At 56.8% G+C, this 20,754-nt stretch carries 21 protein-coding genes; 5 read left to right on the top strand and 16 right to left on the bottom strand.

The features are described from left to right. Window positions 1-2 precede the first annotated feature (2 nt). A complete protein-coding gene (locus QPM17_RS01870; protein ID WP_285388314.1) occupies window positions 3-1,217 on the bottom strand; it encodes a pyridoxal phosphate-dependent aminotransferase in 1,215 nt (404 codons plus the stop codon). 216 nt (window positions 1,218-1,433) lie between these two features. Here QPM17_RS01870 and QPM17_RS01865 point away from each other — a divergent pair, with 216 nt between their 5' ends. After that, entirely contained in the window at window positions 1,434-1,919 is a 486-nt protein-coding gene (locus QPM17_RS01865; RefSeq protein ID WP_285388313.1) for a glutathione peroxidase, read from the top strand. A gap of 2 nt (window positions 1,920-1,921) precedes the next feature. Next, a complete protein-coding gene (locus QPM17_RS01860; protein ID WP_285388311.1) occupies window positions 1,922-2,392 on the top strand; it encodes a MarR family winged helix-turn-helix transcriptional regulator in 471 nt (156 codons plus the stop codon). On the opposite strand, the gene QPM17_RS01855 is transcribed toward QPM17_RS01860, so the two are convergent. Together QPM17_RS01855 and QPM17_RS01850 are read right to left on the bottom strand one after the other, a co-directional pair. Then, entirely contained in the window at window positions 2,352-4,622 is a 2,271-nt protein-coding gene (locus QPM17_RS01855) for a hybrid sensor histidine kinase/response regulator (RefSeq protein WP_422732716.1), read from the bottom strand. The genes QPM17_RS01860 and QPM17_RS01855 overlap by 41 nt on opposite strands. Window positions 4,623-4,757: 135 nt before the next feature. After that, on the bottom strand, window positions 4,758-5,531 hold the full coding sequence (locus QPM17_RS01850; RefSeq protein WP_285388307.1) for a hypothetical protein: 774 nt from the start codon (window positions 5,529-5,531) through the stop codon (window positions 4,758-4,760). 260 nt (window positions 5,532-5,791) lie between these two features. Here QPM17_RS01850 and QPM17_RS01845 point away from each other — a divergent pair, with 260 nt between their 5' ends. Beyond that, a complete protein-coding gene (locus tag QPM17_RS01845) occupies window positions 5,792-6,802 on the top strand; it encodes a LysR family transcriptional regulator (protein WP_285388304.1) in 1,011 nt (336 codons plus the stop codon). Here the strand turns inward: QPM17_RS01845 and QPM17_RS01840 are convergent. From QPM17_RS01840 to QPM17_RS01805, 8 genes are all read right to left on the bottom strand, one after another. Continuing rightward, window positions 6,791-7,756, bottom strand: coding sequence for a GNAT family N-acetyltransferase (locus QPM17_RS01840; protein ID WP_285388793.1), 966 nt, complete (start codon window positions 7,754-7,756; stop codon window positions 6,791-6,793). The genes QPM17_RS01845 and QPM17_RS01840 overlap by 12 nt on opposite strands. A gap of 20 nt (window positions 7,757-7,776) precedes the next feature. Continuing rightward, the gene (locus QPM17_RS01835) at window positions 7,777-8,928 is read right to left on the bottom strand and encodes a cupin domain-containing protein (protein WP_285388302.1); all 1,152 of its coding nucleotides are present in this window, start codon (window positions 8,926-8,928) and stop codon (window positions 7,777-7,779) included. 3 nt (window positions 8,929-8,931) lie between these two features. After that, on the bottom strand, window positions 8,932-10,299 hold the full coding sequence (gene purB / locus QPM17_RS01830) for an adenylosuccinate lyase (protein ID WP_285388300.1): 1,368 nt from the start codon (window positions 10,297-10,299) through the stop codon (window positions 8,932-8,934). An 80-nt stretch (window positions 10,300-10,379) separates the two neighbouring features. After that, window positions 10,380-11,024 (bottom strand): high frequency lysogenization protein HflD, encoded by a 645-nt coding sequence (gene hflD, locus QPM17_RS01825; protein WP_285388298.1) that lies wholly within the window; start codon window positions 11,022-11,024, stop codon window positions 10,380-10,382. Then, window positions 11,021-12,181 carry a tRNA 2-thiouridine(34) synthase MnmA gene (mnmA, locus tag QPM17_RS01820; protein ID WP_285388296.1) on the bottom strand — a complete coding sequence of 387 codons (1,161 nt, stop codon included), beginning with the start codon at window positions 12,179-12,181 and terminating at the stop codon, window positions 11,021-11,023. The genes hflD and mnmA overlap by 4 nt, the downstream gene beginning before the upstream one ends. 49 nt (window positions 12,182-12,230) lie before the next feature. Then, window positions 12,231-12,680 carry an NUDIX hydrolase gene (locus tag QPM17_RS01815; protein WP_285388295.1) on the bottom strand — a complete coding sequence of 150 codons (450 nt, stop codon included), beginning with the start codon at window positions 12,678-12,680 and terminating at the stop codon, window positions 12,231-12,233. Then, complete coding sequence (locus QPM17_RS01810; RefSeq protein ID WP_285388294.1) at window positions 12,677-13,318, bottom strand: pseudouridine synthase; 642 nt, start codon at window positions 13,316-13,318, stop codon at window positions 12,677-12,679. Before QPM17_RS01810 ends, QPM17_RS01815 begins: the two co-directional genes overlap by 4 nt. Before the next feature lie 260 nt (window positions 13,319-13,578). After that, window positions 13,579-13,899, bottom strand: coding sequence for a cold shock domain-containing protein (locus QPM17_RS01805; protein ID WP_285388293.1), 321 nt, complete (start codon window positions 13,897-13,899; stop codon window positions 13,579-13,581). Between the two features lie 314 nt (window positions 13,900-14,213). On the opposite strand from QPM17_RS01805, the gene clpS reads away from it, so the two are divergent. After that, window positions 14,214-14,573 carry an ATP-dependent Clp protease adapter ClpS gene (clpS, locus tag QPM17_RS01800; RefSeq protein ID WP_285388792.1) on the top strand — a complete coding sequence of 120 codons (360 nt, stop codon included), beginning with the start codon at window positions 14,214-14,216 and terminating at the stop codon, window positions 14,571-14,573. An 18-nt stretch (window positions 14,574-14,591) separates the two neighbouring features. Beyond that, window positions 14,592-16,862 carry an ATP-dependent Clp protease ATP-binding subunit ClpA gene (clpA, locus tag QPM17_RS01795; RefSeq protein WP_285388292.1) on the top strand — a complete coding sequence of 757 codons (2,271 nt, stop codon included), beginning with the start codon at window positions 14,592-14,594 and terminating at the stop codon, window positions 16,860-16,862. Between the two features lie 84 nt (window positions 16,863-16,946). Here clpA and infA read toward each other — a convergent pair whose 3' ends face one another. From infA to QPM17_RS01770, 5 genes are all read right to left on the bottom strand, one after another. Further along, the gene (gene infA / locus QPM17_RS01790; RefSeq protein ID WP_007153725.1) at window positions 16,947-17,165 is read right to left on the bottom strand and encodes a translation initiation factor IF-1; all 219 of its coding nucleotides are present in this window, start codon (window positions 17,163-17,165) and stop codon (window positions 16,947-16,949) included. A gap of 78 nt (window positions 17,166-17,243) precedes the next feature. Next, a complete protein-coding gene (locus tag QPM17_RS01785; RefSeq protein ID WP_285388288.1) occupies window positions 17,244-17,957 on the bottom strand; it encodes an arginyltransferase in 714 nt (237 codons plus the stop codon). Further along, window positions 17,958-18,671 carry a leucyl/phenylalanyl-tRNA--protein transferase gene (aat, locus tag QPM17_RS01780; protein ID WP_285388286.1) on the bottom strand — a complete coding sequence of 238 codons (714 nt, stop codon included), beginning with the start codon at window positions 18,669-18,671 and terminating at the stop codon, window positions 17,958-17,960. Between the two features lie 193 nt (window positions 18,672-18,864). Beyond that, the gene (gene trxB / locus QPM17_RS01775) at window positions 18,865-19,815 is read right to left on the bottom strand and encodes a thioredoxin-disulfide reductase (protein WP_285388283.1); all 951 of its coding nucleotides are present in this window, start codon (window positions 19,813-19,815) and stop codon (window positions 18,865-18,867) included. Window positions 19,816-19,836: 21 nt separating this feature from the next. Next, the gene (locus tag QPM17_RS01770) at window positions 19,837-20,748 is read right to left on the bottom strand and encodes an AAA family ATPase (RefSeq protein WP_285388281.1); all 912 of its coding nucleotides are present in this window, start codon (window positions 20,746-20,748) and stop codon (window positions 19,837-19,839) included. Window positions 20,749-20,754: the final 6 nt, after the last annotated feature.

Here is a 20,754-nt window from a genome sequence, read left to right as displayed (position 1 = left end):
CTTTACAGCTGGTAGGAAGACAGGAAGTGTGCCAGACGCTTCATGGCATCCTCCAGGGCATCCTCCCGGGGCAGGAATACAACGCGCAGATGCTGCTTGTCGTCGATATTGAAGGCCGAGCCCTGAACCAGCAGAATGCGTTCCTGTAGCAAAAGATCCAGTACCAGCTTCTCGTCGTTGACGATGGGGAAGCGTTTCGGGTCCAGCTTCGGAAACAGATAGAGAGCGCCCTTTGGCTTTACGCAACTGACACCGGGAATGTCATTGAGCAGGTTCCAGGCGGTTTCCCGTTGCTCGAACAGGCGCCCCCCCGGTGCTACCAGGTCGTCAATAGACTGGTAGCCGCCCAGGGCGGTCTGGATGGCAAGCTGGGCCGGAACATTGGCGCACAGTCGCATGTTGGAAAGCATTTCTATGCCCTCGATCAGGTCCCGTGCACGGTGCTTGGCGCCGCTGATAATCATCCAGCCTGAACGATAGCCCGCAGCCCGGTAGTTCTTGGACAACCCGTTATAGGTGAAAAACAGCACGTCGTCGGCCAGTGAGGCAGTGGGAATGTGCTCAGTGCCATCGTATAGGATCTTGTCGTAGATCTCGTCCGAGAGCACGATCAGGTTGTGTTGTCGGGCCAGCTCCACCACCTGTTCCAGCAATTCCCGGGAATAGACCGCACCTGTCGGGTTGTTGGGATTGATGAGCACGATGGCCCGGGTCCGGCGGGTGATTTTCTTGCGGATATCATCAATGTCCGGGAACCAGTCCTGTTGCTCGTCACAACGGTAGTGCACCGGTTTGCCACTGGACAGGGTCACAGCAGCGGTCCAGAGAGGGTAGTCGGGAGCAGGAATCAGCACTTCGTCGCCTGTATTGAGCATGGCCTGCATGGACATAACGATCATCTCGCTTACGCCATTGCCAAGGAAGATATCGTCAATATCCACCTTGTCGATGCCCCGTTGCTGGCAATAGTGCATCACTGCCTTACGGGCAGAAAACAGCCCCTTGGACTCAACATAACCCTGGGCCAGGTGCATATTGTAGATCACGTCCTGCTGGATCTCCTCGGGAACGTCCAGCTCAAAGGCGGCAGGGTTACCGATGTTGAGCTTGAGAACCCGGTGGCCTTCTTCCTCGAGTCTACGGGCTTCACGCAGAACCACTCCACGTATCTCGTAACACACGTTATCCAGCTTGGCGGATTTGAGATAGTTCTGCATAAGCCCCGGGTTTCCTCAGTAAAAGACACAAGCCTGTATTCTAGCGGAGCAAAGCCCGGCAACAACAGGCCAATTGTGATGAATTGTGGCAAGGAAGCGGAGATTTAACGGCAATACCTCACAGATTCCATGAACTGGAAGAGCTTGAAGCCCCGGAATTGGTTGCAAGTCAGGTTGTGCACAATATAATGGGGAAAAATCAAAAGGAGCAGAGCTATGAGTGCCGAAAGTATTTACGATTTCAGAGCAACTGATATTCGTGGCCAGGAGCATTCACTGGAGGAATTCCGCGGCAAGGTGCTGCTGATCGTTAATACGGCCAGCAAATGTGGTTTTACCCCCCAGTTCGAAGGGCTGCAGGCGCTGTATACTGACCTCAAAGAAAAGGGGCTGGAGGTACTGGGTTTTCCCTGTAATCAGTTTCGCAACCAGGATCCGGCAGATGACAAGGCCATCAGTGAATTCTGCAGCCTGAACTATGGTGTGGATTTTCCGATGTTTGCCAAGGTTGAAGTGAATGGGCCAAACGCTCACCCCCTGTTTGAACACCTGAAGCGCAACGCAAAGGGCCTGCTGGGGTCAGAAGCCGTGAAATGGAACTTTACCAAGTTCCTGGTGAATCGAGATGGCGAAGTCGTGGGTCGTTATCCGCCCACGACCAAGCCTTCAGCCATTCGTGCCGACATAGAGAAGCTGCTGTAGCCATGGCAACAGAAGATGACATGCTGGCGCTGGATAATCAGCTGTGCTTTGCCCTCTACGCGGCCAACCGGGCTATTACCGCCCGTTACCGGCCGTTGCTGGCGGAGCTCAAGCTGACCTATCCCCAGTACCTTGTCATGCTGGTGCTCTGGGAAGCCGGGCAGGACGGAAGAACGGTAAGGGTCTCTGATCTGTGCAAACGGTTGCGCCTGGATTCGGGCACCCTGACGCCGCTGCTGAAGCGCCTGGCTGAGCGGGGGCTGGTGACCCGTCAGCGTGACACCGATGACGAGCGGGTGGTGACGGTGGCTCCTACCGATAAGGGGGCGGCCATGCGCCAGCAGGCAAAGGACATTCCCGGACGACTGATGTGCGGCACGGGCGTAGGGCAGGAGCGCATTGTGGCTCTTCGTGACGAATTGCGTTCGGTTCTCAGTCTTCTTGAGGCTCAGGGGGAGCCCAGCGATCTATAACCGACTTCAGGTCGGCACGGTTGTAAGGCTTGGTGATGTAATCATTCATCCCGGATTCAAGGCAATCGTCCCGGTCCCCCTGCATGACATTCGCCGTTACGGCGATCACTGGCAGATCCTGCCATTCCGGATTTTCGCGAATTTTACGGGTGGCCTGGTAACCATCCATGACCGGCATCTGGCAATCCATCAGCACAATATCGAATTCGCCTGACGTCAGGGCCTCCAGAGCCCGTTTGCCATTTTCCGCCAGGGTAACCCAATGCCCAAGCTTCCTGAGCATGCTGCTGGCGACCACCTGGTTGACCTGATTGTCTTCCACCAGCAACAGGTTCAGCGGCCTGGTAACCACCTTGCCTGATATTGAATCCTCATTCTCGCCTTTGGCCACCGGACGAAGACCGGCCGCCGCGCAGAGTGTACGAAACAGCTGGTCACGCCTCAGCGGCATAGACAGAACCTGTTGTTCACCGGACGCATCCACCGTGCCATTTCTGTCCACCAATACAACGCCGGTTCCAGTCCATTGGTCCGCCAGTTTCCGTGCGGGGTCATCGTCTTTGTCGACAGCGACGAGCAGGATGCCGCCGTTGTTGCGAGATGCTTCCCTTACAGGAATGCTCCAGGCCCGCAACTGACTCTCAATGGGCAGGCGATGTGGATAATCATGGGGAATGCTCAGGTCCACACCTGCTGTTCTTACAGACTCCGGTATATCGGCCGAAGAAATCCCGCCACTGTACTGATCGTGTAATGGCAGGGGCAGGTTGACGGTAAAATGCGTCCCCCGGCCTTCATCCGAATCCACCAGAATCTGGCCGTGCATGCGCTCTACCAACTGTCGACACAGCGTCAGGCCGAGCCCGGTTCCACCGTAAAGCCTTGTGGTGTCGGTATCCGCTTGGGAAAAGGGTGAAAAAATGCGGTGCAGGCCTTCCTTGGACATGCCAATGCCGGTATCAATCACATCGATCCGAAGATTGGCATTGAATCGGGTTGCACGAATCCGAACGCTTCCCTGGTCAGTGAACTTTATGGCGTTACTCAACAGGTTATTGAGAATCTGACGGGTTCTGGTCGGGTCTCCGAGGAAGGTTTCAGGCAGGTCGCACTCGATATCTGTCACCACATCGATATTTTTTCGACGGGCCTGCTGCGCGTGCAGTGTGGCGCACTCCTCGATCAGGTTACGGACACTGAACGGGATGTTCTCAAGGCTTAGCTTTCCTGCCTCTACCTTGGAGATGTCGAGAATATCGTTGAGCAGGCTCAGCAGACTCTGCCCTGCGTTAAGAGCGATTTCGATGCGATTACGTTGGGCCGGCTCCAGATCCCCTTCCAGGGCCAGCCCAAGCATGCCCAGAACACCGTTGAGCGGAGTACGGATTTCGTGGCTCATGGTGGCGAGGAAGTTGGCTCTGGACCTGGCGCGTCGCACAGCATCCTCCTTGGCCCGGACCAGCGCGCGGTTACCCCTTTGCAGCGCCTCGTTTTTTGCCGAGATTTCCCGTGTGCGGTCTTCTACCTCCTGTTCCAGCTGGCTGGAATAGTTCTTCATGGCACTTTCGGCATCGCGCAGTTGGACAAGGCTGGAATCGATGGTTTCCAGGTGCTGGTTGATAATGCCCACCATCTGCCCGATTTCATCTTCACGGTGGTTGTGCGGTACTGGCAACCGGACCTTCTCCGGAGAATCGGCCCTTACCCGGCTTAATGCGCCAATCACATTGAGCATGGGGCGTGTAAGCACAAAATAGAAAACGGTGAGCAGAGCGGCTGTCAGTACCAGGCTTTTCAGTAATCCGCTTATCAGGGTATAGGCTGCTCTCTCCAGGAAAAGCAGCCCGTAGTGGTAGGTGTCAATGGTGACCGTAAGGTTGCCAAGGGGCAGGTCACTCAGTTGCGGAACCACCAGTTCCTGACTGAATACGCGGCTGTCGCCGAACAGCAGGTCACTGATCCATCGATAACGTGAGTCCGGGCTGCTCTGGCTGGCTGCAGCCATGGTCTGGCCATTGTTATCGATTATGCGGGCATCAATGGTGGCGGGATGGCGAAGCAGGCCATCGAGCAACTCCTCCGCCAGACGAATGTCGATATTATAGGCAATCTGGGATGCGGGGCTGTGGCTTATATCGATGAGGGCGCGGATTTCCTGCTCCATGGAATCCCGGGCGCTGAAGAAATCAAGTGTGACCTGGGCGATATTGAGTATGAGGCCCAACACCATTGCAATCAAAACGGTGTCCCGGGTCAGGCGATAGGAGAGCCGTTTTTTGAATGGAGTTGTCACAGTATGTCCACAGTCCCTGTTTGTCTGAGTGTCGGTTAATGTCGGCCAGTCGCTAACCCGCTAACATCCGGACTAATCATCGTAATCTGCTTTCTTGCGCCACTCTTCATCGTGCAGGAAGGTGTCCCATTCGCGGTCCAGGCGGGATTGTCCGTCAGCACTGCTGCCCTTTACTTCGTCACCCTTGAGGGCTTCAAGTTCTTTGATTCGGGTGCGGAAACTCTTGACTGCCTTCATGGCCATGGGATTGTCGCTGGATTTACCCATTTCGGTGCTGGCCAGATGATAGGCATGAATCGCCTTGCGAATCTGGTTCTGCTTCACATAATCGCGGGCCTGAAACACGTGAAGGTCGGCATGGGTCTTGTGCACCAGGAACAGGACAAATTTAAGGTTCTTCTTGGCGGTGGCGCTGTCGATTTTCCCGGCTTTGTGCATTCCCTCAATCATCTTGAAAAGGTTCTGCAACAGCTCTTTGACATAGCTGGATTTTTCGGGGGAATCGATCTTGACCGGTGGGCGCTGATCCTCGTTGGCCCGTACTTTCTTTTCCAGCTCCCGGGCGTTGCTGAGCCACTCGCTGACAGGCTGGTCAGATTTGAGGGCCTGAAGCTCCTTGCAGGACTCCTCCATCCGTTTGATCAACAGCAGCTTGAGGTCACTGGTCAGATACTGGCCCGGAATCTCTGAAAGCAGGCGGCTGGCCCGGTTATAGCTGTCTTCCAGGGCCGTGATCTTGCGTGCTCGCTCAATGCGGGCCCGTTCCCGCATCTGGCTGGCCACAATAATGATGATCGAAACGGTAACGATAGCTGCCAGTAGCAGCACAATCATTGTGGTATCCATTCTGTTGCAAAAGCTCCGGCTAATGGGCGGCAACTGATGTCTCCGGTGCCCTTATTAAACCGGAGATATCCAGCAAGTATCCGAAAGACTAGCAGAAAACCGGAAACGATTCCGTTTTGAAATGTGAACGATTTCCGCTTTATATCACTCCGGTGAATTGTTACGCTTAAACCTATTATTTCTGTGAATAAAGCTGGCGCTGTGGCCATGGGCTTTGATCCCATCGCAAACAATGCCGGTCTTCTGCCAGGTGCTGATGCATGGATATTTCCCGGGTCGATCTTAATCTGCTTGTTTACCTTGATGTGCTTCTCCGGGAGCGGAATGTGACCAAGGCGGCGAATCACCTGGGCATCACCCAGCCTGCGATGAGTAATGGCCTGCGCCGCTTACGGGACCTGTTTGGTGATCCATTGCTGGTCAGAACCAGCGAGGGCATGACGGCAACGGAGCGTGCCACGGAGCTCCAGCCCCTGGTGAGGAGCATCCTCTCCGATATAGAGCAGGCTGTGCATGAGAAAACCGCCTTTGCCGCCATGGAAAGCCAGCGGGTATTCCGTATCATGGCCAGTGATTACGCCGAATCCTGCCTGATGCCCCGTGTGCTCCGGCGGCTTCGCCAGGAAGCGCCCCATGTCACGCTGGACGTCCTGACGCCCAGTGATGTGAGCTTCCTCGACGTGGAGCAGGGCCGGCTCGACATGGCCATTAACCGTTTCGACAAGATTCCACAGTCGTTTCACCAGAAAACCCTGTGGATCGAGTACTTCGCCTGCCTTATGAACGTGCGCAACCCGATTCTGAAGGAGCCGTTCACACTGGATACATACCTGGATGCCAGCCATATCTGGGTCAGCAAAACCGGTTTTGGTGTCGGCGTAGGGGTGAATCCGAAGGATGTCCAGCGCCTGGGGTGGGTGGATGAAGCCTTGTCACTGATGGGCCGAAAACGTCAGATCTCGGTCTTTACGCGGCATTACCAGGTGGCGATGCTGCTTGCTGAACAGCACGATCTGATTGCCACACTGCCATCGCGGGCTGCCTGGCTTCAGAAGGACAATGCCAATCTGGTGGTCAAGGTGCCGCCCTTTGAAATTCCGCCGTTTGAACTGAAAATGGCCTGGAGCCCGCTGCTACAGCACAATACCGATCACCAGTGGCTGAGGAAGCTGATTGCAGAGGTGGCCGGGGAAGTGGATGCGGAGTTTGCACCGTTCGGAGCCCAGTTTGAATCCGCCGAGGTTCCCGGCATTCATCATTCAGAGCGGTAGCTCCCTCAGCTCCAGTGAACTCCTCCCGGCGTCCCACATACGCTGGAAAGACTCGGCAAGAAGCTTTACCCGACCACTGTTGGAGAACGTTGCGAAACCCTCGGGCTTGTAGAAGTCGTGACGGTAGACGACGCCTTCCCGATCAGCCAGCAGGAAAGGCTGGTCTTCAATCGGGTAGTCCTCGTTGATCAGTTTCAACTCGATGCGGCTGGGAAGACGGCGCATCAGCTCGACAATCTGATGCCGGCGTTTTACCAGGGGTCTGTCATCGTGAATCAACAGCCGCACGTCGCTGAGTCGATGGCGGCGTGCAAGGCTGGAGATCAGCTCACGGAAGCGCAGGCGATCATACAGCTCGTGGTCCAGCAGGCGATCGTAAAGCCAGAGTCGCTGACGGGCCTGGCCGGCCACGGAATCCATCAGTGCCGTCATGGAGTGCTGGCTGTCGAAAAGCCACGCATCCTGGTCTTCGCCAAGCAACATGGGGTTCTGACGGGTTCCGAAAGTGTTACTGACCAGTTGTGGTGCCAGACAGCGCATGTCTACGTGAGGGATGCCAGCATCATCATACGGGTCCGAGCACACGTGGAAGCCGCACCGCTGATAGAAGGGTATGGCGTGTTCCTGTGCGGAAAGCTGCAGTTCGCTGAACTGGCTGGCTGCCTCACACACCAGGTGGCGCAGCAGGATCTCACCGATGCCTTTTCCGCGATAGCCGGGCAGGATGGCCATGCGGCCGATATGGGCAGTTTCCTCCAGAGTGGAGAACAGGCGGCCGACTCCGACGGGAGTATTGTCTGGCAGTACCACGAGATAATGGTCAGCAATCTCGTCGGTGTCGTCCCATTCCAGCTCTGGCGGCACTTTCTGCTCTTCCACAAACACAGCCTGACGTATGTTCCGGACGTCGGCCGGCGCCAGTTGCCAGGTGTATTTACGAATCCGCACATTCATTCCGGTTTCACTCACGCTCTTCACTCGAAGTACAACGAGCCCTGGTTGACCAGATTGCTCAATAGCCCGCAGATGGCATCGTCACCGACAAATTCTGACAGAGCCGCCATATCCAGTCTGGCGCCGGCGCAGAGCAGGGGAGCCAGGGGCCGGGCGTCTCCACGGAGCAGGAATTGCTCGCCATCGACGAACAGTGCCGTTTCCTCAGTAAATTCATGGTAGGCGAAACGGGAGCCTTCGTTCCAGCGTAACGGATTGCCCGCTGCAATCCACTCACTCAAGGAGTCCGGCGTTACCGGTTCGTCCGCTGGAACCACAATGTCGAGGCTTTTCGGTGCGGTGGCGTACTGGCCGAACCAGAGCGCCAGCTGGCGTTTGTCGGTAAGCTTGTCTCGAATAACGCCTTCCAGGCGGTCAATAACCCCCGGTGCGATGGTGCCGGGGTTGTCCTGCACCTGCAGATCCGGATCATTCAGGTGTTCAGAGGCATCGGAGTGGCTGCAGAGAAAGTCGGTGAAGCCGGTCAGGACATCGTCAACGGTGGGCGCACGGAAGCCTACAGACAGGGTAATGCAGTCGTCTTCGGCAACGCCGTGGTGGCCAATGCCTGGCGGCAGGTAGAGCATGTCTCCCGGCGCCAGGGTAACGGTTTCCTCGCCTTCCCAGCTACTGAGGATCCGCAATGGCGTACCGTCCACCCTGGGTGAGGTGTGATCGCAGTGGCCGCCAAAGGTCCAGCGCCGATGGCCCTGGGCCTGCAGCAGGAATACATCGTACTGATCGTAATGGGGCCCCACGCTGCCGCCCTGCGGCGCATAGCTGGCCATGATATCGTCCAGCCGCCAGTTGGGCACGAAGCGGAATTCGTCCAGCAGGTCGGCAATGTCAGGAACCCAGTGGTCGAGTCCCTGCACCAGAAGTGTCCAGTCATATTCCGGCAGCTTTTCGAAACGCTCGGGGTTGAAGGGGCCGTTGTGCAGCTGCCAGGGTTTGCCGTCGTCATTCTCGATGACAATACGGGACTCAACCGCTTCTTCGCAGGCCAGTCCCGCCAGCTCATCCGCCGACACCGGGCACTCGAAGCCCGGGAACGCCTGGCGGATCACCAGCGGCTTTTTCTGCCAGTAATCTCGCAGGAACTCCTGTGCGGGCATCCCGCCGGGCAGTTTCATGGATCAGATATCCCGTGCCTGTTGAGTGGCGTTGCCGATGTAGGTGCCGGGTGTCAGTTCCATCAGTTCCGCCTTGGCGGCGTCTGGAATGTCCAGGGAGTCGACAAAGGCCTTGATCACATCCGGCGTCATGGCCTTGCCACGGGTCAGGTCCTTGAGTTTCTCGTAGGGCTTTTCGATGTTGTAGCGGCGCATGACGGTCTGGATGGGTTCCGCCAGTACCTCCCAGGCGTGGTCGAGGTCTTCGTCAAGGCGGGCCGGGTTGATTTCAAGTTTGTTCAGGCCTTTCAGCGAGGCTTCGTAGGCAATCAGACTATGGGCGAAACCGACGCCCAGGTTGCGCAGGACAGTGGAATCAGTCAGGTCGCGCTGCCAGCGGGAAATCGGCAGCTTGGCAGACAGGTGGCTGAACAGTGCATTGGCGATGCCCAGGTTGCCCTCTGAGTTCTCGAAATCGATAGGGTTCACTTTGTGGGGCATGGTGGACGAGCCAACTTCGCCTTCCACGGTCTTCTGCTTGAAATAGCCCAGGGAGATGTAGCCCCAGATATCCCGGTCAAGGTCAATGAGGATGGTATTGAACCGGGCAATGGCATCGTAAAGTTCGGCAATGTAATCATGAGGCTCGATCTGGGTGGTGTACGGATTCCAGTCAAGACCCAGGCCTTCGATAAAGTCCTTCGCGTTCTGTGCCCAGTCAACGGTGGGGTAGGCTGACAGGTGGGCATTATAGTTGCCTACCGCGCCGTTGATCTTGCCCATCAGTTCAACCGCACGAATCTGTTTTATCTGGCGGCGCAGGCGGTAAACCACGTTGGCCAGCTCCTTGCCCACGGTCGACGGCGATGCGGTCTGGCCATGGGTGCGGGACAGCATGGGCTGGTCGGCGTGTTCATGGGCCAGTTCGGCCAGCCGTTCGATCACCCGGTCCATGGCCGGCAGCAGACCGTGGTCCAGGCCTTCACGCAGCATCAGCGCGTGGGACAGATTGTTGATGTCTTCGGAGGTGCAGGCGAAGTGCACGAATTCGGTAACTGCGTGCAGTTCCGGCACTTCCGAGATCTTCTCCTTGATGAAGTACTCGACCGCCTTCACGTCGTGGTTGGTGGTGCGTTCGATGTCCTTGATCCGCTCGGCATCCGCAAGGCTGAAACCGGAGATCATCGCATCCAGAAACTGGTTCGCTTCTGTGGAGAAAGCCGGTATCTCTGCAATATCAGGGTGCGAGGCCAGCTTCTGCAGCCAGCGGAGTTCGACGGTGACACGGTTCCTGATCAGGCCATATTCACTGAAAATGTCACGGAAAACGCTGACTTTGCTGCCATAGCGTCCATCGACCGGGGAAATGGCGGTCAGGGCGTTGAGTTCCATCGAAAACCTCTCAAGTCATCAAAGATACGGTCAAAAGAAAATATTGGGGGCGCATATGATACACCAGCGGCGGCCGGGATTCAGTCGTAAACCGACCGGTTTGCCTTCTCTGCCAGCTCCCGGGCCGTCATGATGACCTTGCGGCGGGCAAAAATGAGCTGCCAGCGGCGTCCACCAGTCTGGTGCCAGAGTATTGAGGAGCGGACTCCCGCCAACAGCAGGGCGCGCACCTTGGCGGCGTTTTCCTCGCGCTGGAGGGTGGTGGGTTCGCCCGTAACCTGGATGCGTTGCCGAAAGGTGCTGATGGTGTCCGTGTAGATCGATGCCACGTTGGCAATCAGGTTGCCGTGACTGTATCCGAAATGGCCTGCGGTGTGCCGGGCCTGGTCAATTCGGCTGCCAATCACCTCCAGCATGTCTTTGTTGCGACGCAGCTTTGAGGACAGATTTATCAGGTTCAGTGCGTAGCGCAGCACTTCGATGTCCTGCTGCTTGCTCTGCTGGCTGAGAACGCTGGCCAGGGTCGCGAGACCCTCGCGCAGGTCCTTCAGTTCGCCACCGAAGACATCCAGGGTTGTTTCCGGTTGAGTGGCGAAAAGCGAGCGCATGCAGGTTTCAAAGCTGGATTCCGCGCATTGTCCGGAATGGGCCACCTGCTGCACCAGTGCCGACGCCTGAAAGACCCCCGCCAGAGCCAGGGTCTGGTCATGTATTGAACGGCTCATGCGCCGGCTCCCTCCGCCTTGTTGTCAGTCGGTGCCGGTTCCTGTTCACCGTCCCGCCAGGTTTTTTCGATCACGCCACCGCCAAGGCAGACTTCACCGTCGTAGAAGACCACAGACTGGCCCGGTGTCACGGCCCGCTGGGCATCATCAAAGACCACCCGGAAGCCTGTGCCCAGGGAAGTTACCACGCAATCCTGGTCCGGCTGGCGGTAACGGGTCTTGGCCTTGCAGCGGAATTCTGCCGCCGGCGGTTCGCCAGCAATCCAGTCTACCGGGCCGCTGATCAGGCCGCGGGAGAATAACAGCGGATGATGCTTGCCCTGAACCGCAATCAGCACATTGCGGGAAAGATCCTTTTCCGCCACGTACCAGGGCTCATCGCCGAACTCGCTCAGACCGCCAATGCCCAGACCCTGGCGCTGACCGATAGTGTGGTACATCAGGCCCTGGTGGCGGCCGATAACCTTGCCATCCGGGGTTTCAATGTTGCCGGGCTGAGCCGGAATGTACTGTTTCAGGAAATCGCGGAATTTGCGCTCGCCAATAAAACAGATCCCGGTGGAGTCTTTCTTGTCATGGGTAATGAACCCCTGTTCGGCGGCAATGCGCCGCACTTCCGGTTTCTCAAGTTCGCCCACCGGGAACAGCGTGCGGGCGATACGTTCACCGGAGACTGCGTGAAGGAAGTAACTCTGATCCTTGTTCGGATCCAGACCCTTGAGAAGCTGGGCTTTCCCACTGCCGTCGTTCAGCGGCCGCTGGCGGGCATAGTGGCCGGTGGCAATGTAATCTGCGCCCAGGGTGATGGCATAGTCCAGAAAGGCGCGGAACTTCACTTCCTTATTGCACAGGATGTCCGGGTTCGGGGTGCGGCCGGCTCTGTATTCAGACAGGAAATGTTCAAACACCCGGTCCCAGTATTCCGCTGCGAAACTGGCGGTGTGCAGGGTAATGCCGATGGAATCCGCTACCGCTTGTGCATCCGCCAGGTCTGTCATGGCGGTGCAGTATTCGGTGCCATCGTCCTCGTCCCAGTTTTTCATGAACAGGCCTTCCACCTGGTAGCCCTGGTCTTTCAGGAGCCAGGCTGCTACGGAAGAGTCCACGCCGCCGGACATGCCGACAATCACTCGGGTATTTTCAGGTGCTTTAGTCATGTCTGGGTCTGTCGGGTTCAAAGGGGCGGATTCTAGCATCTAAGCCGGGTTACGTCTGCGGCTCGACAATCACGTCCAGGGGAAAGCGGCGCCCGTTTCGGTAATCTTCTATACACTGCATCACCAGCGGGCTGCGGAGTTTGTCGGATTGCTGCCTGATTTCATCCGGCGTCAGCCAGTGAGCAGCGATGATGCCATCATCCAGCTCCCGGGTTACCCTGCTGAGGGCTCGTGCGGAGAAACAGAAGCGGTAGTAGGTAACGCCATTGGCCGGTGCCGTGTAGGTGTATATCCCCAGAAAGTGCTGTGGTTCCACCTCCCAACCAGTTTCTTCCAGGGTCTCGCGAAGCGCAGCATCAATAATCTTCTCACCTTCCTCGACATGCCCCGCTGGCTGGTTGAACACCACCTCGCCGTGACTGAGTTCTTCCACCAGGAGAAAGCGGCCCTCGTTATCCTCAACAATAACGGCGACAGTAGCGTGGGGTGTCCAGGTCATGGGCGGGTGCCTCTCCGGGATGAGTGTTTGGAAAATCTGACTGGCTTCCGCGCTGATTTCCTCGTCGCGGGCATCGGCGTATGGACAGTCATTGTCCTGAATTCCCCAGGGGAGAGTCCATCCAAGGTCCATTCGCCAATACCATAGCGAACCAACCGCAACGTAGGGAAGCCCGCCGCTGCAGTCATGCGTCTGACCTGTCGGTTCCTGCCTTCGGTGATGGTCATTTTTATCCAGCTCGTCGGCACTGACTCCCGGTGCCTCACGGGTGGGTTCCTGGGCCAGATATCCGGTGGTGCCATGGCCGACACGTCGGCCGGTCGGGTTTTCCCATCCTTCAATGTTATGCCGTCGCGAAGTTGATTCAGGGCTGTTTCAGTAATCCTGCCTTCAACCTGAACCCAATAGGTCTTCGGCATTTTCTGCCGTGGCGATGCAATACGATGCTGTAAATGACCATTGTCTGTCAGTAGCAGCAGCCCCTCGGAATCGAAATCCAGGCGGCCGGCGGGATAAACATTGGGGGTGGTGATCCAGTCCGCCAGGGTTGCGCGGCGACTGCCGTTCGTGTCGCCTTTCCCGTCGGTAAACTGGCACAGTACCTGAAAAGGCTTGTTGAACAGGATCAGCGTTGCCATTGAAGCGGATAACCTTCGGTATTGGGTAAAGTGAATTGGGATCAGGGGATATTATGCCAGAATCAGGCGCAGAGCAGGGCGCCGGGGGTAAAGGTGGGCCGTTGGAAACCCTGTGCCGTTCACGCCGGCCGTTGTTCAGGATTGGAATTTCAGCAATACGGCGCCAATGACCACTTATTCAGAGGTGGCGATGCGCCCGGCAGATGCAGTATCTCGCAACTGTCAGGCGTTGTCCGGTAGCTATGGCCACGAGCTACGGATCAGGCATTCGCGGCGCGAGGCTGGTCCTGATAGTCGCTACCCTTATTCTGATGGGTACCGTCACTCGCAGGTTTCTGTACCGAGTCGCTTTGTGACGAAGCCTGCTTGCCGGGCTGCTCTTCAGGGACAATGTTGACGGCGTGGATCCCCTTGTCACTTGGCTTTTTGTCAAAAGTGACGGGCTGGCCAGCCTTTAAAGTTTTGTAACCTTCCATTTGCACTGAAGAGAAGTGAGCAAACAGATCGTCACTGCAGCCTTCCTCGATTATGAAGCCATAACCCTTGGCATTGTTGAACCACTTTACCTTGCCTCTTGGCATGATGAACTCCCCTGTTCTTTCACTGTCAGTGTCTTTGTTGTTGGTATTTTTACCGAGTGTTTTGCCTTACACGGATATAGACCTGTTACGGGCCCTTACGCCAATTTACAATATTTTACATTGCTATCGTACTGTTGACCAATAATCGCTCAGAGTCAATAGCGGTAATAGCGGGAATGTATGGTTGAACCGGGCCCCGAGCCTGTATCATGACATTATTGATAACCAGCGCACGCCCGGTTACAGGCGGTACCTTGAAAACCGGGCGGCAGACAACCATCTTTAGGCAAAGGCACCGATTTCCGGTAAGAATCATGCGGACTATCCAGAATTCTCTACTAGTATTAAATCAGGGAGAGGACGAACAACCCGGGCGTCAGGACGATGTCAGTGTTGCTCCCGAGAAGCCCGCTCTCAAGCGTCCAGCACGCTTCAGAGTGTTGCTTCTGAACGATGATTACACACCCATGGACTTTGTCGTGGAGGTGTTAATGAAGTTCTTCGGAATGAACGAAGAAAAGGCGACGCAGGTGATGCTGCTCGTCCATACGCAAGGAAAAGCCGTATGCGGGGTATATACCCGGGACATCGCGGAAACAAAGGCGGCACAGGTGAACCAGTATTCTTCGGAATGCGAGCATCCGCTCCTTTGCGAGATTGAACGTGCGGACTGATAGACCTTGGGGTGGCCCATGCTGAGCAAAGATCTTGAAATTACACTGAATACGGCTTTTAAAAGTGCCCGTGACAAGCGTCATGAATTCATGACGGTGGAGCATCTTTTGCTGGCCTTGCTCGATAACGATTCGGCAGTGGGCGTCCTGAAAGCATGCGGTGCAGATCTGGCCCGGCTTCAGGAAGAACTCGTAGAGTTTGTGGATTCAACCACACCACTGATCCCCAGCAACGACAGCGAGCGGGAAACACAACCCACGCTCGGATTCCAGCGCGTGTTGCAGCGTGCTGTCTTTCACGTGCAATCCTCTGGCAAGAAAGAGGTGACCGGTGCCAACGTACTGGTGGCCATTTTCAGTGAACAGGAAAGCCAGGCGGTCTACGTGCTCAAGAAACAGAGCATTGCCCGTATTGACGTGGTGAACTTTGTTTCCCATGGCATCTCCCGCGTTCAGGGTGCCGAGGATCAGGAAGGTCATGACCAGGCTTCCCACGAGGAAGCCGGTGAGGAGGGCGGTGCCTCGCGCCCGCTGGAAAGCTACGCAACCAACCTCAATGAACAGGCCCGGCAGGGCCGCATTGATCCGTTGATCGGCCGTGAACATGAAGTTGAGAGGGTGGTGCAGATCCTGGTTCGCCGTCGCAAGAACAACCCGCTGCTGGTGGGTGAAGCCGGCGTGGGCAAGACTGCGATTGCCGAAGGCCTGGCCAAGCGCATTGTGGACGGTCAGGTGCCGGACATTATCTCGGACGCCGTGGTCTACTCACTGGATCTTGGCGCACTGCTAGCCGGAACCAAGTACCGGGGCGATTTCGAGAAACGCCTGAAGGGCCTGCTGGCAGAGCTGAAGAAAGAGAAACACGCAATCCTGTTCATTGACGAGATCCACACCATCATCGGTGCCGGTTCCGCCTCTGGTGGGGTCATGGACGCTTCCAACCTGCTTAAACCCATGCTGAGTTCGGGAGAAATACGCTGCATCGGTTCCACTACGTTCCAGGAATTCCGGGGCATTTTCGAAAAAGACAGTGCACTGGCCCGTCGCTTCCAGAAAATTGATGTGAACGAGCCCAGTGTCGAGGATACCTATCAGATCCTGAAGGGGCTGAAGTCCCACTTCGAGAAGCACCACGACCTGAAGTACACCGATCAGGCGCTACGCGTGGCGGCGGAGCTTTCGGAGCGTTACATCACCGACCGTCATCTGCCGGATAAGGCCATTGATGTGATCGACGAAGCCGGCGCTCATCAGCGTCTGCTGGCTGTGTCCAAGCGCAAGAAGACAATCGACGTATCGGAAATCGAGGATGTGGTGGCCAACATTGCCCGCATTCCGCCGAAGAACGTGTCCACCAGCGACAAGGACCTGCTGCGCAATCTGGAGCGGGATCTCAAGATGGTGGTGTTCGGGCAGGACCCGGCTATCGAATCCCTGTCCACAGCCATCAAACTTGCCCGTGCCGGGCTTAAAGCACCGGAGAAGCCTGAAGGCGCCTTCCTGTTTGCCGGTCCCACGGGTGTTGGTAAAACCGAGGTCACCAAGCAGCTTGCCAAGGTGCTGGGCATTGAACTGGTGCGGTTCGACATGTCGGAGTACATGGAGCGTCACACCGTATCAAGGCTGATAGGTGCGCCTCCGGGTTATGTCGGATATGACCAGGGCGGTCTGCTGACAGAGTCCGTCAGCAAGCATCCGCACTGTGTTCTGCTGCTTGATGAGATTGAAAAGGCGCATCCGGAAGTCTTCAACCTGCTACTGCAGGTCATGGACCACGGTACCCTCACGGACAACAATGGCCGCAAGGCGGACTTCCGCCATGTGATCCTGGTGATGACCACCAACGCCGGTGCCGAGAGCATGGCCCGTCGTTCCATTGGCTTCAGTGAGCAGGACCACAGCAGTGACGGTATGGAAATCATTTCCAAAACCTTCACTCCGGAGTTCCGCAACCGTCTGGACGGAATTATCCAGTTCGGTGATCTCCAGCCGGGTACCATCACCTACGTGGTGGACAAGTTCCTGACCGAACTGCAGGCCCAGCTTGATGAGAAGCATGTTGTGCTTCATGTGGATGATGCCGCGAAGGAATGGCTGGCCAAGAAAGGCTACGATGTCACCATGGGCGCACGCCCGATGGCCCGCCTGATTCAGGACAAGATCAAGCGGCCGCTGGCTGAGCAGATCCTGTTTGGTCGCTTGTCGGATCATGGCGGCGACGTCCACATTCACCTCAAGGACGACGAACTGCAATTCGAGTACGAGGACGAGCCCGCCGAAGCCGTCTGATAAAGACCGAAGTATTTTCGGTCGTGCAATAAAAAAGCCCCGGAAACGGGGCTTTTTTATGTCACAAGTTTATGTCACAAGCTATTAACGGGCACGATAAACGATGCGTCCCTTGCTCAGATCGTAAGGGGTCAGTTCTACCTTGACCTTGTCGCCCGTCAGGATGCGGATATAATTCTTGCGCATCTTGCCGGAGATATGAGCGGTAACGATATGGCCGTTCTCAAGTTCAACACGGAACATGGTATTTGGAAGCGTATCTACAATAACGCCTTCCATTTCAATAGCATCGGACTTTGCCATTCAGTAAAAACCTCGTAAATTGGCTTGCTGTGATTTTAAATTGCGCAATTCTGCCTGATTTGTCGCCATTTGGCAAAATCAGTTATCTGTCATCGCCCGCCACTGACCATCCCGGAGAGCTTCAATGGGACGAAAACGGGTCTTGTAATTCATTTTCCGGCACTCTCTGATCCAGTATCCCAGATACAGATGGGGCAGCCCCAGCCGTTTCGCCTCTTCAATTTGCCAGAGTACCGCAAACGTGCCAAGGCTTCGGCGTTCGTACGCCGGATCAAAGACCGTATAAATTGCTGAAAGCCCCTCATCAAGCTTGTCCACTGCGGCAAGGCCAACCAGCTTCTCATCATCCATGATTTCAATAAACCAGGAGTCGGTGGCCCCCTCCACCAGGAAGGAGATGAACTGCTCCCGTGAAGGAGGATACATGTCGCCGTCTGCGTGTCGTTGTTCAATATAATGGGCGTAAAGGCTGTAGTACCGTTCCGAGAATGTAGCCCGGACCATTTTGCAACTGAGGTCGGAATTCTTCTTCATTACCCGGCGTTGACTCCGGTCAGGCTGGAATTGATCCACTTTCAGCCTGACTGGTATGCATGCGTTGCAGTTTTCACAGTGGGGGCGGTAATAGTGAGACCCGCTGCGACGGAAACCCAATGCCGTCAGCTGGCTGTAAAGCCTTTTATCAACCTGGGCCCGTGGGTCGACGAACATGGTGGTGGCTTCGCGATCGGGCAGATAGCTGCAGTCATGGGCCGGCGTGGCAAAAAATACCAGGGTCCTGAGATTGCTCATTTACACCTCCGGGCCGGGCCACTGCCACTGGAGGTCCCAGTGACTATGGTCCGGGCTACTGTCGACGCATGTCCTGAGTATAGATAAAAATTCGCTACGTTGGATACTCCGCGCACCCATTCTGAGAAGGTGACCACTCTCCACCTGGCAATCCATTATCTGGTAGCCCCATATTCTCAGCTGATTGGCCAGGTGCACCATCAGGACCTTGGAGGCATCGGTTTCCAGTGAAAACATGGACTCGCCGAAAAAGCAGCGCCCAATGGCCAGCCCGTACATGCCTCCGACCAGTTCTCCCCGGGGGTTCCAGGCTTCGATGGAGTGGGCGACACCCTGTTTGTGAAGCTGGCTGTAGCTGTCGATCATGTCCTGGGTGATCCAGGTTCCCTCTGCACGGGTGTTGGCGCACAGGCGTATAACCCGGGGGAAAGCCCTGTCGGAGGTGATTGTGAAGTAACCCCTGTTGAGCGTGCGTCGGAGGCTTCTGGAAACATGGATTTCCTCCGGGAAAAGGACACAACGGGGATCGGGTGACCACCAGAGTATGGGTTGGTCGTCGCTATACCATGGGAAGATGCCGCTTCGGTAGGCCAGTATCAGGCGCTCGGTGGAGAGGTCGCCGCCGAGGGCAAGCAGGCCGTCGGGGTCGTCCAGGGCCTGTTCGGCGGGGGGGAACCAGAGGTGGTCTTGGTCTAGCCAGGGAAGTGTGGTCATCTGGGTCCGGCCTTGGTGGTTTTGGCCTTGGGGGTGTCGGCGGGTGGAACCGGATGTCTGAAACACGCTCGAGCACGTCCGTGTGGCGCTTGGGCTCCGCCATCCATGGCTCCGCACAGTTTCAGACATCCGGTTCCACCCGCCTTTTCAGGCCTGGGAGTTACCTGCCTTGGTTTCGATCTAATTCCGTTGTTCAGTCTTGATCCAGGAATTTTTCTGCATCGAGTGCTGCCATGCAGCCAAAACCTGCGGAGGTAACAGCTTGACGATAAACGTGGTCGGCTACGTCGCCGGCGGCGAAGACGCCCGGTACGCTGCTCTGGGTGGCCATGCCTTCCAGGCCGGAGCGGATTCTGATGTAGCCGTTTTCCATGTCCAGTTGGCCCTGGAAAAGGTCGGTGTTGGGTTTGTGGCCGATGGCGATGAAGACGCCCGCCAGGTCCAGTTCCCGGGTGGAATCGTCTTTGGTGCTTTTGATGCGCATGCCGGTGACGCCGGTGCCGTCGCCCAGGACTTCGTCGAGGGTGTGATCCCAGACGATGTTAACGTTGCCGTTTTCGGCTTTTTCGAACAGTTTGTCCTGCAGGATTTTTTCGGCTCGCAGGCTGTCTCGACGGTGTACCAGGGTGACTTCGTCGGCGATGTTGGAGAGATACAGGGCCTCTTCAACGGCGGTGTTGCCGCCGCCGATGACGGCGACTTTCTGTTTCTTGTAGAAGAAACCGTCGCAGGTGGCGCAGGCGGAGACGCCCTGGCCCTTGAATTTCTCTTCCGATTCCAGGCCGAGGTACATGGCGGAGGCGCCGGTGGCGATAATCAGCGCGTCGCAGGTGTATTCGCCGTTGTCGCCCTTGAGACGGAAGGGGCGGTTGCGCAGGTCGGCCTCGTTGATGGTGTCGTAGACCACGTTGGTTTCGAATCGCTCGGCGTGCTTGAGCATGCGCTGCATCAGCTCAGGACCCTGCACACCGTCGTTATCACCAGGCCAGTTATCGACGTCCGTGGTGGTGGTTAGCTGTCCACCCACCTCGATGCCAGTGATCAGCGTCGGCTTCAGGTTGGCGCGGGCCGCGTAGACCGCTGCGGTGTAGCCGGCCGGGCCGGAGCCGAGGATGATCAGTCGGGAGTGCTTGGTTTCGCTCATTGGTGGTCTCTCGTTAACGATTTATTCAATGACAGATACGGAGGTCAGAAGTTGCCTGATTCGTTCAGCGCTTTTTCCGGATTCTCCCTGTTCAAGGCGGTGTTCTGCAACTGCGGGAAATACGGCCTGGATGTCATCCGGCAGCACGTGGTGCCGGCCGTCCATCAATGCCCAGGCCCTGGCGGCCCGTATCAGCCCGAGGCCGGCGCGAGGAGACAGGCCGTAAAGCAGGCCCGGCATGCGGCGGCTCTGCTCCAGCAGGCGTTGTACGTAGTCCAGCAATGCCGGGCTGGTGGTCACACGGTTGACCGCATCCTGCAGGGTCTGCAGGTCCTCTGCAGAGAGGATAGGCTGAAGACGGTCGGTCATTGCCCGCCGGTCTTCTCCTTCAAGCAATTCCCGCTCGGCTCGCGGGTCGGGGTAGCCAAGCCGGATGCGCATCAGGAACCGGTCAAGCTGGGATTCTGGCAGAGGATAGGTGCCGCCCTGTTCAATGGGATTCTGGGTGGCGATCACAAAGAACGGGTGTGGCAGCGGCCGGGTTTCGCCTTCAATGGAAACCTGCCGTTCCTCCATGGCTTCGAGCAGTGCGCTCTGGGTCCTGGGGGAGGCTCGGTTGATCTCGTCGGCCAGCACCACCTGGGCAAAAATTGGCCCCGGATGGAATACCAGGCTACCGGCTTCCTTGTCGTACATGGAAAAGCCCAGTACGTCCGCCGGCAGCAAGTCGTTGGTAAACTGGATGCGCTGGTAACTGAGGCCCATCACTTTTGCCAGGGCATGGGACAGGGTGGTCTTGCCCATGCCGGGGATGTCTTCAATCAACAGGTGACCCCTCGCCAGGAGGCCGCACAGCGCAAGGCGTACCTGGTGATCCTTTCCCAGGAGTATGCTGTTCAGTTCGCGGATAACCGTATCCGTCAGCTTCTTCATGAAAGG

It is taken from the genome of Marinobacter azerbaijanicus (assembly GCF_030250645.1).
Classification (GTDB): Bacteria; Pseudomonadota; Gammaproteobacteria; order Pseudomonadales; family Oleiphilaceae; genus Marinobacter; species Marinobacter azerbaijanicus.
This window is presented reverse-complemented; position numbering and strand designations above follow the sequence as displayed.

Excerpts from the sequence above, each read along its gene's own strand:
- purB (WP_285388300.1), bottom strand. The coding sequence starts at position 10,299 with ATGGAACTCAACGCCCTGACCGCCATTTCCCCGGTCGATGGACGCTAT.
- hflD (WP_285388298.1), bottom strand. The coding sequence starts at position 11,024 with ATGAGCCGTTCAATACATGACCAGACCCTGGCTCTGGCGGGGGTCTTT.
- QPM17_RS01865 (WP_285388313.1), top strand. The coding sequence starts at position 1,434 with ATGAGTGCCGAAAGTATTTACGATTTCAGAGCAACTGATATTCGTGGC.
- QPM17_RS01870 (WP_285388314.1), bottom strand. The coding sequence starts at position 1,217 with ATGCAGAACTATCTCAAATCCGCCAAGCTGGATAACGTGTGTTACGAG.
- QPM17_RS01845 (WP_285388304.1), top strand. The coding sequence starts at position 5,792 with ATGGATATTTCCCGGGTCGATCTTAATCTGCTTGTTTACCTTGATGTG.
- QPM17_RS01850 (WP_285388307.1), bottom strand. The coding sequence starts at position 5,531 with ATGGATACCACAATGATTGTGCTGCTACTGGCAGCTATCGTTACCGTT.
- QPM17_RS01770 (WP_285388281.1), bottom strand. The coding sequence starts at position 20,748 with ATGAAGAAGCTGACGGATACGGTTATCCGCGAACTGAACAGCATACTC.
- QPM17_RS01785 (WP_285388288.1), bottom strand. The coding sequence starts at position 17,957 with ATGAGCAATCTCAGGACCCTGGTATTTTTTGCCACGCCGGCCCATGAC.
- QPM17_RS01860 (WP_285388311.1), top strand. The coding sequence starts at position 1,922 with ATGGCAACAGAAGATGACATGCTGGCGCTGGATAATCAGCTGTGCTTT.
- mnmA (WP_285388296.1), bottom strand. The coding sequence starts at position 12,181 with ATGACTAAAGCACCTGAAAATACCCGAGTGATTGTCGGCATGTCCGGC.
- QPM17_RS01855 (WP_422732716.1), bottom strand. The coding sequence starts at position 4,622 with ATGGTGTTGGGCCTCATACTCAATATCGCCCAGGTCACACTTGATTTC.
- trxB (WP_285388283.1), bottom strand. The coding sequence starts at position 19,815 with ATGAGCGAAACCAAGCACTCCCGACTGATCATCCTCGGCTCCGGCCCG.
- QPM17_RS01835 (WP_285388302.1), bottom strand. The coding sequence starts at position 8,928 with ATGAAACTGCCCGGCGGGATGCCCGCACAGGAGTTCCTGCGAGATTAC.
- QPM17_RS01810 (WP_285388294.1), bottom strand. The coding sequence starts at position 13,318 with ATGGCAACGCTGATCCTGTTCAACAAGCCTTTTCAGGTACTGTGCCAG.
- clpA (WP_285388292.1), top strand. The coding sequence starts at position 14,592 with ATGCTGAGCAAAGATCTTGAAATTACACTGAATACGGCTTTTAAAAGT.
- infA (WP_007153725.1), bottom strand. The coding sequence starts at position 17,165 with ATGGCAAAGTCCGATGCTATTGAAATGGAAGGCGTTATTGTAGATACG.
- aat (WP_285388286.1), bottom strand. The coding sequence starts at position 18,671 with ATGACCACACTTCCCTGGCTAGACCAAGACCACCTCTGGTTCCCCCCC.
- QPM17_RS01815 (WP_285388295.1), bottom strand. The coding sequence starts at position 12,680 with ATGACCTGGACACCCCACGCTACTGTCGCCGTTATTGTTGAGGATAAC.
- clpS (WP_285388792.1), top strand. The coding sequence starts at position 14,214 with ATGCGGACTATCCAGAATTCTCTACTAGTATTAAATCAGGGAGAGGAC.
- QPM17_RS01805 (WP_285388293.1), bottom strand. The coding sequence starts at position 13,899 with ATGCCAAGAGGCAAGGTAAAGTGGTTCAACAATGCCAAGGGTTATGGC.
- QPM17_RS01840 (WP_285388793.1), bottom strand. The coding sequence starts at position 7,756 with ATGAATGTGCGGATTCGTAAATACACCTGGCAACTGGCGCCGGCCGAC.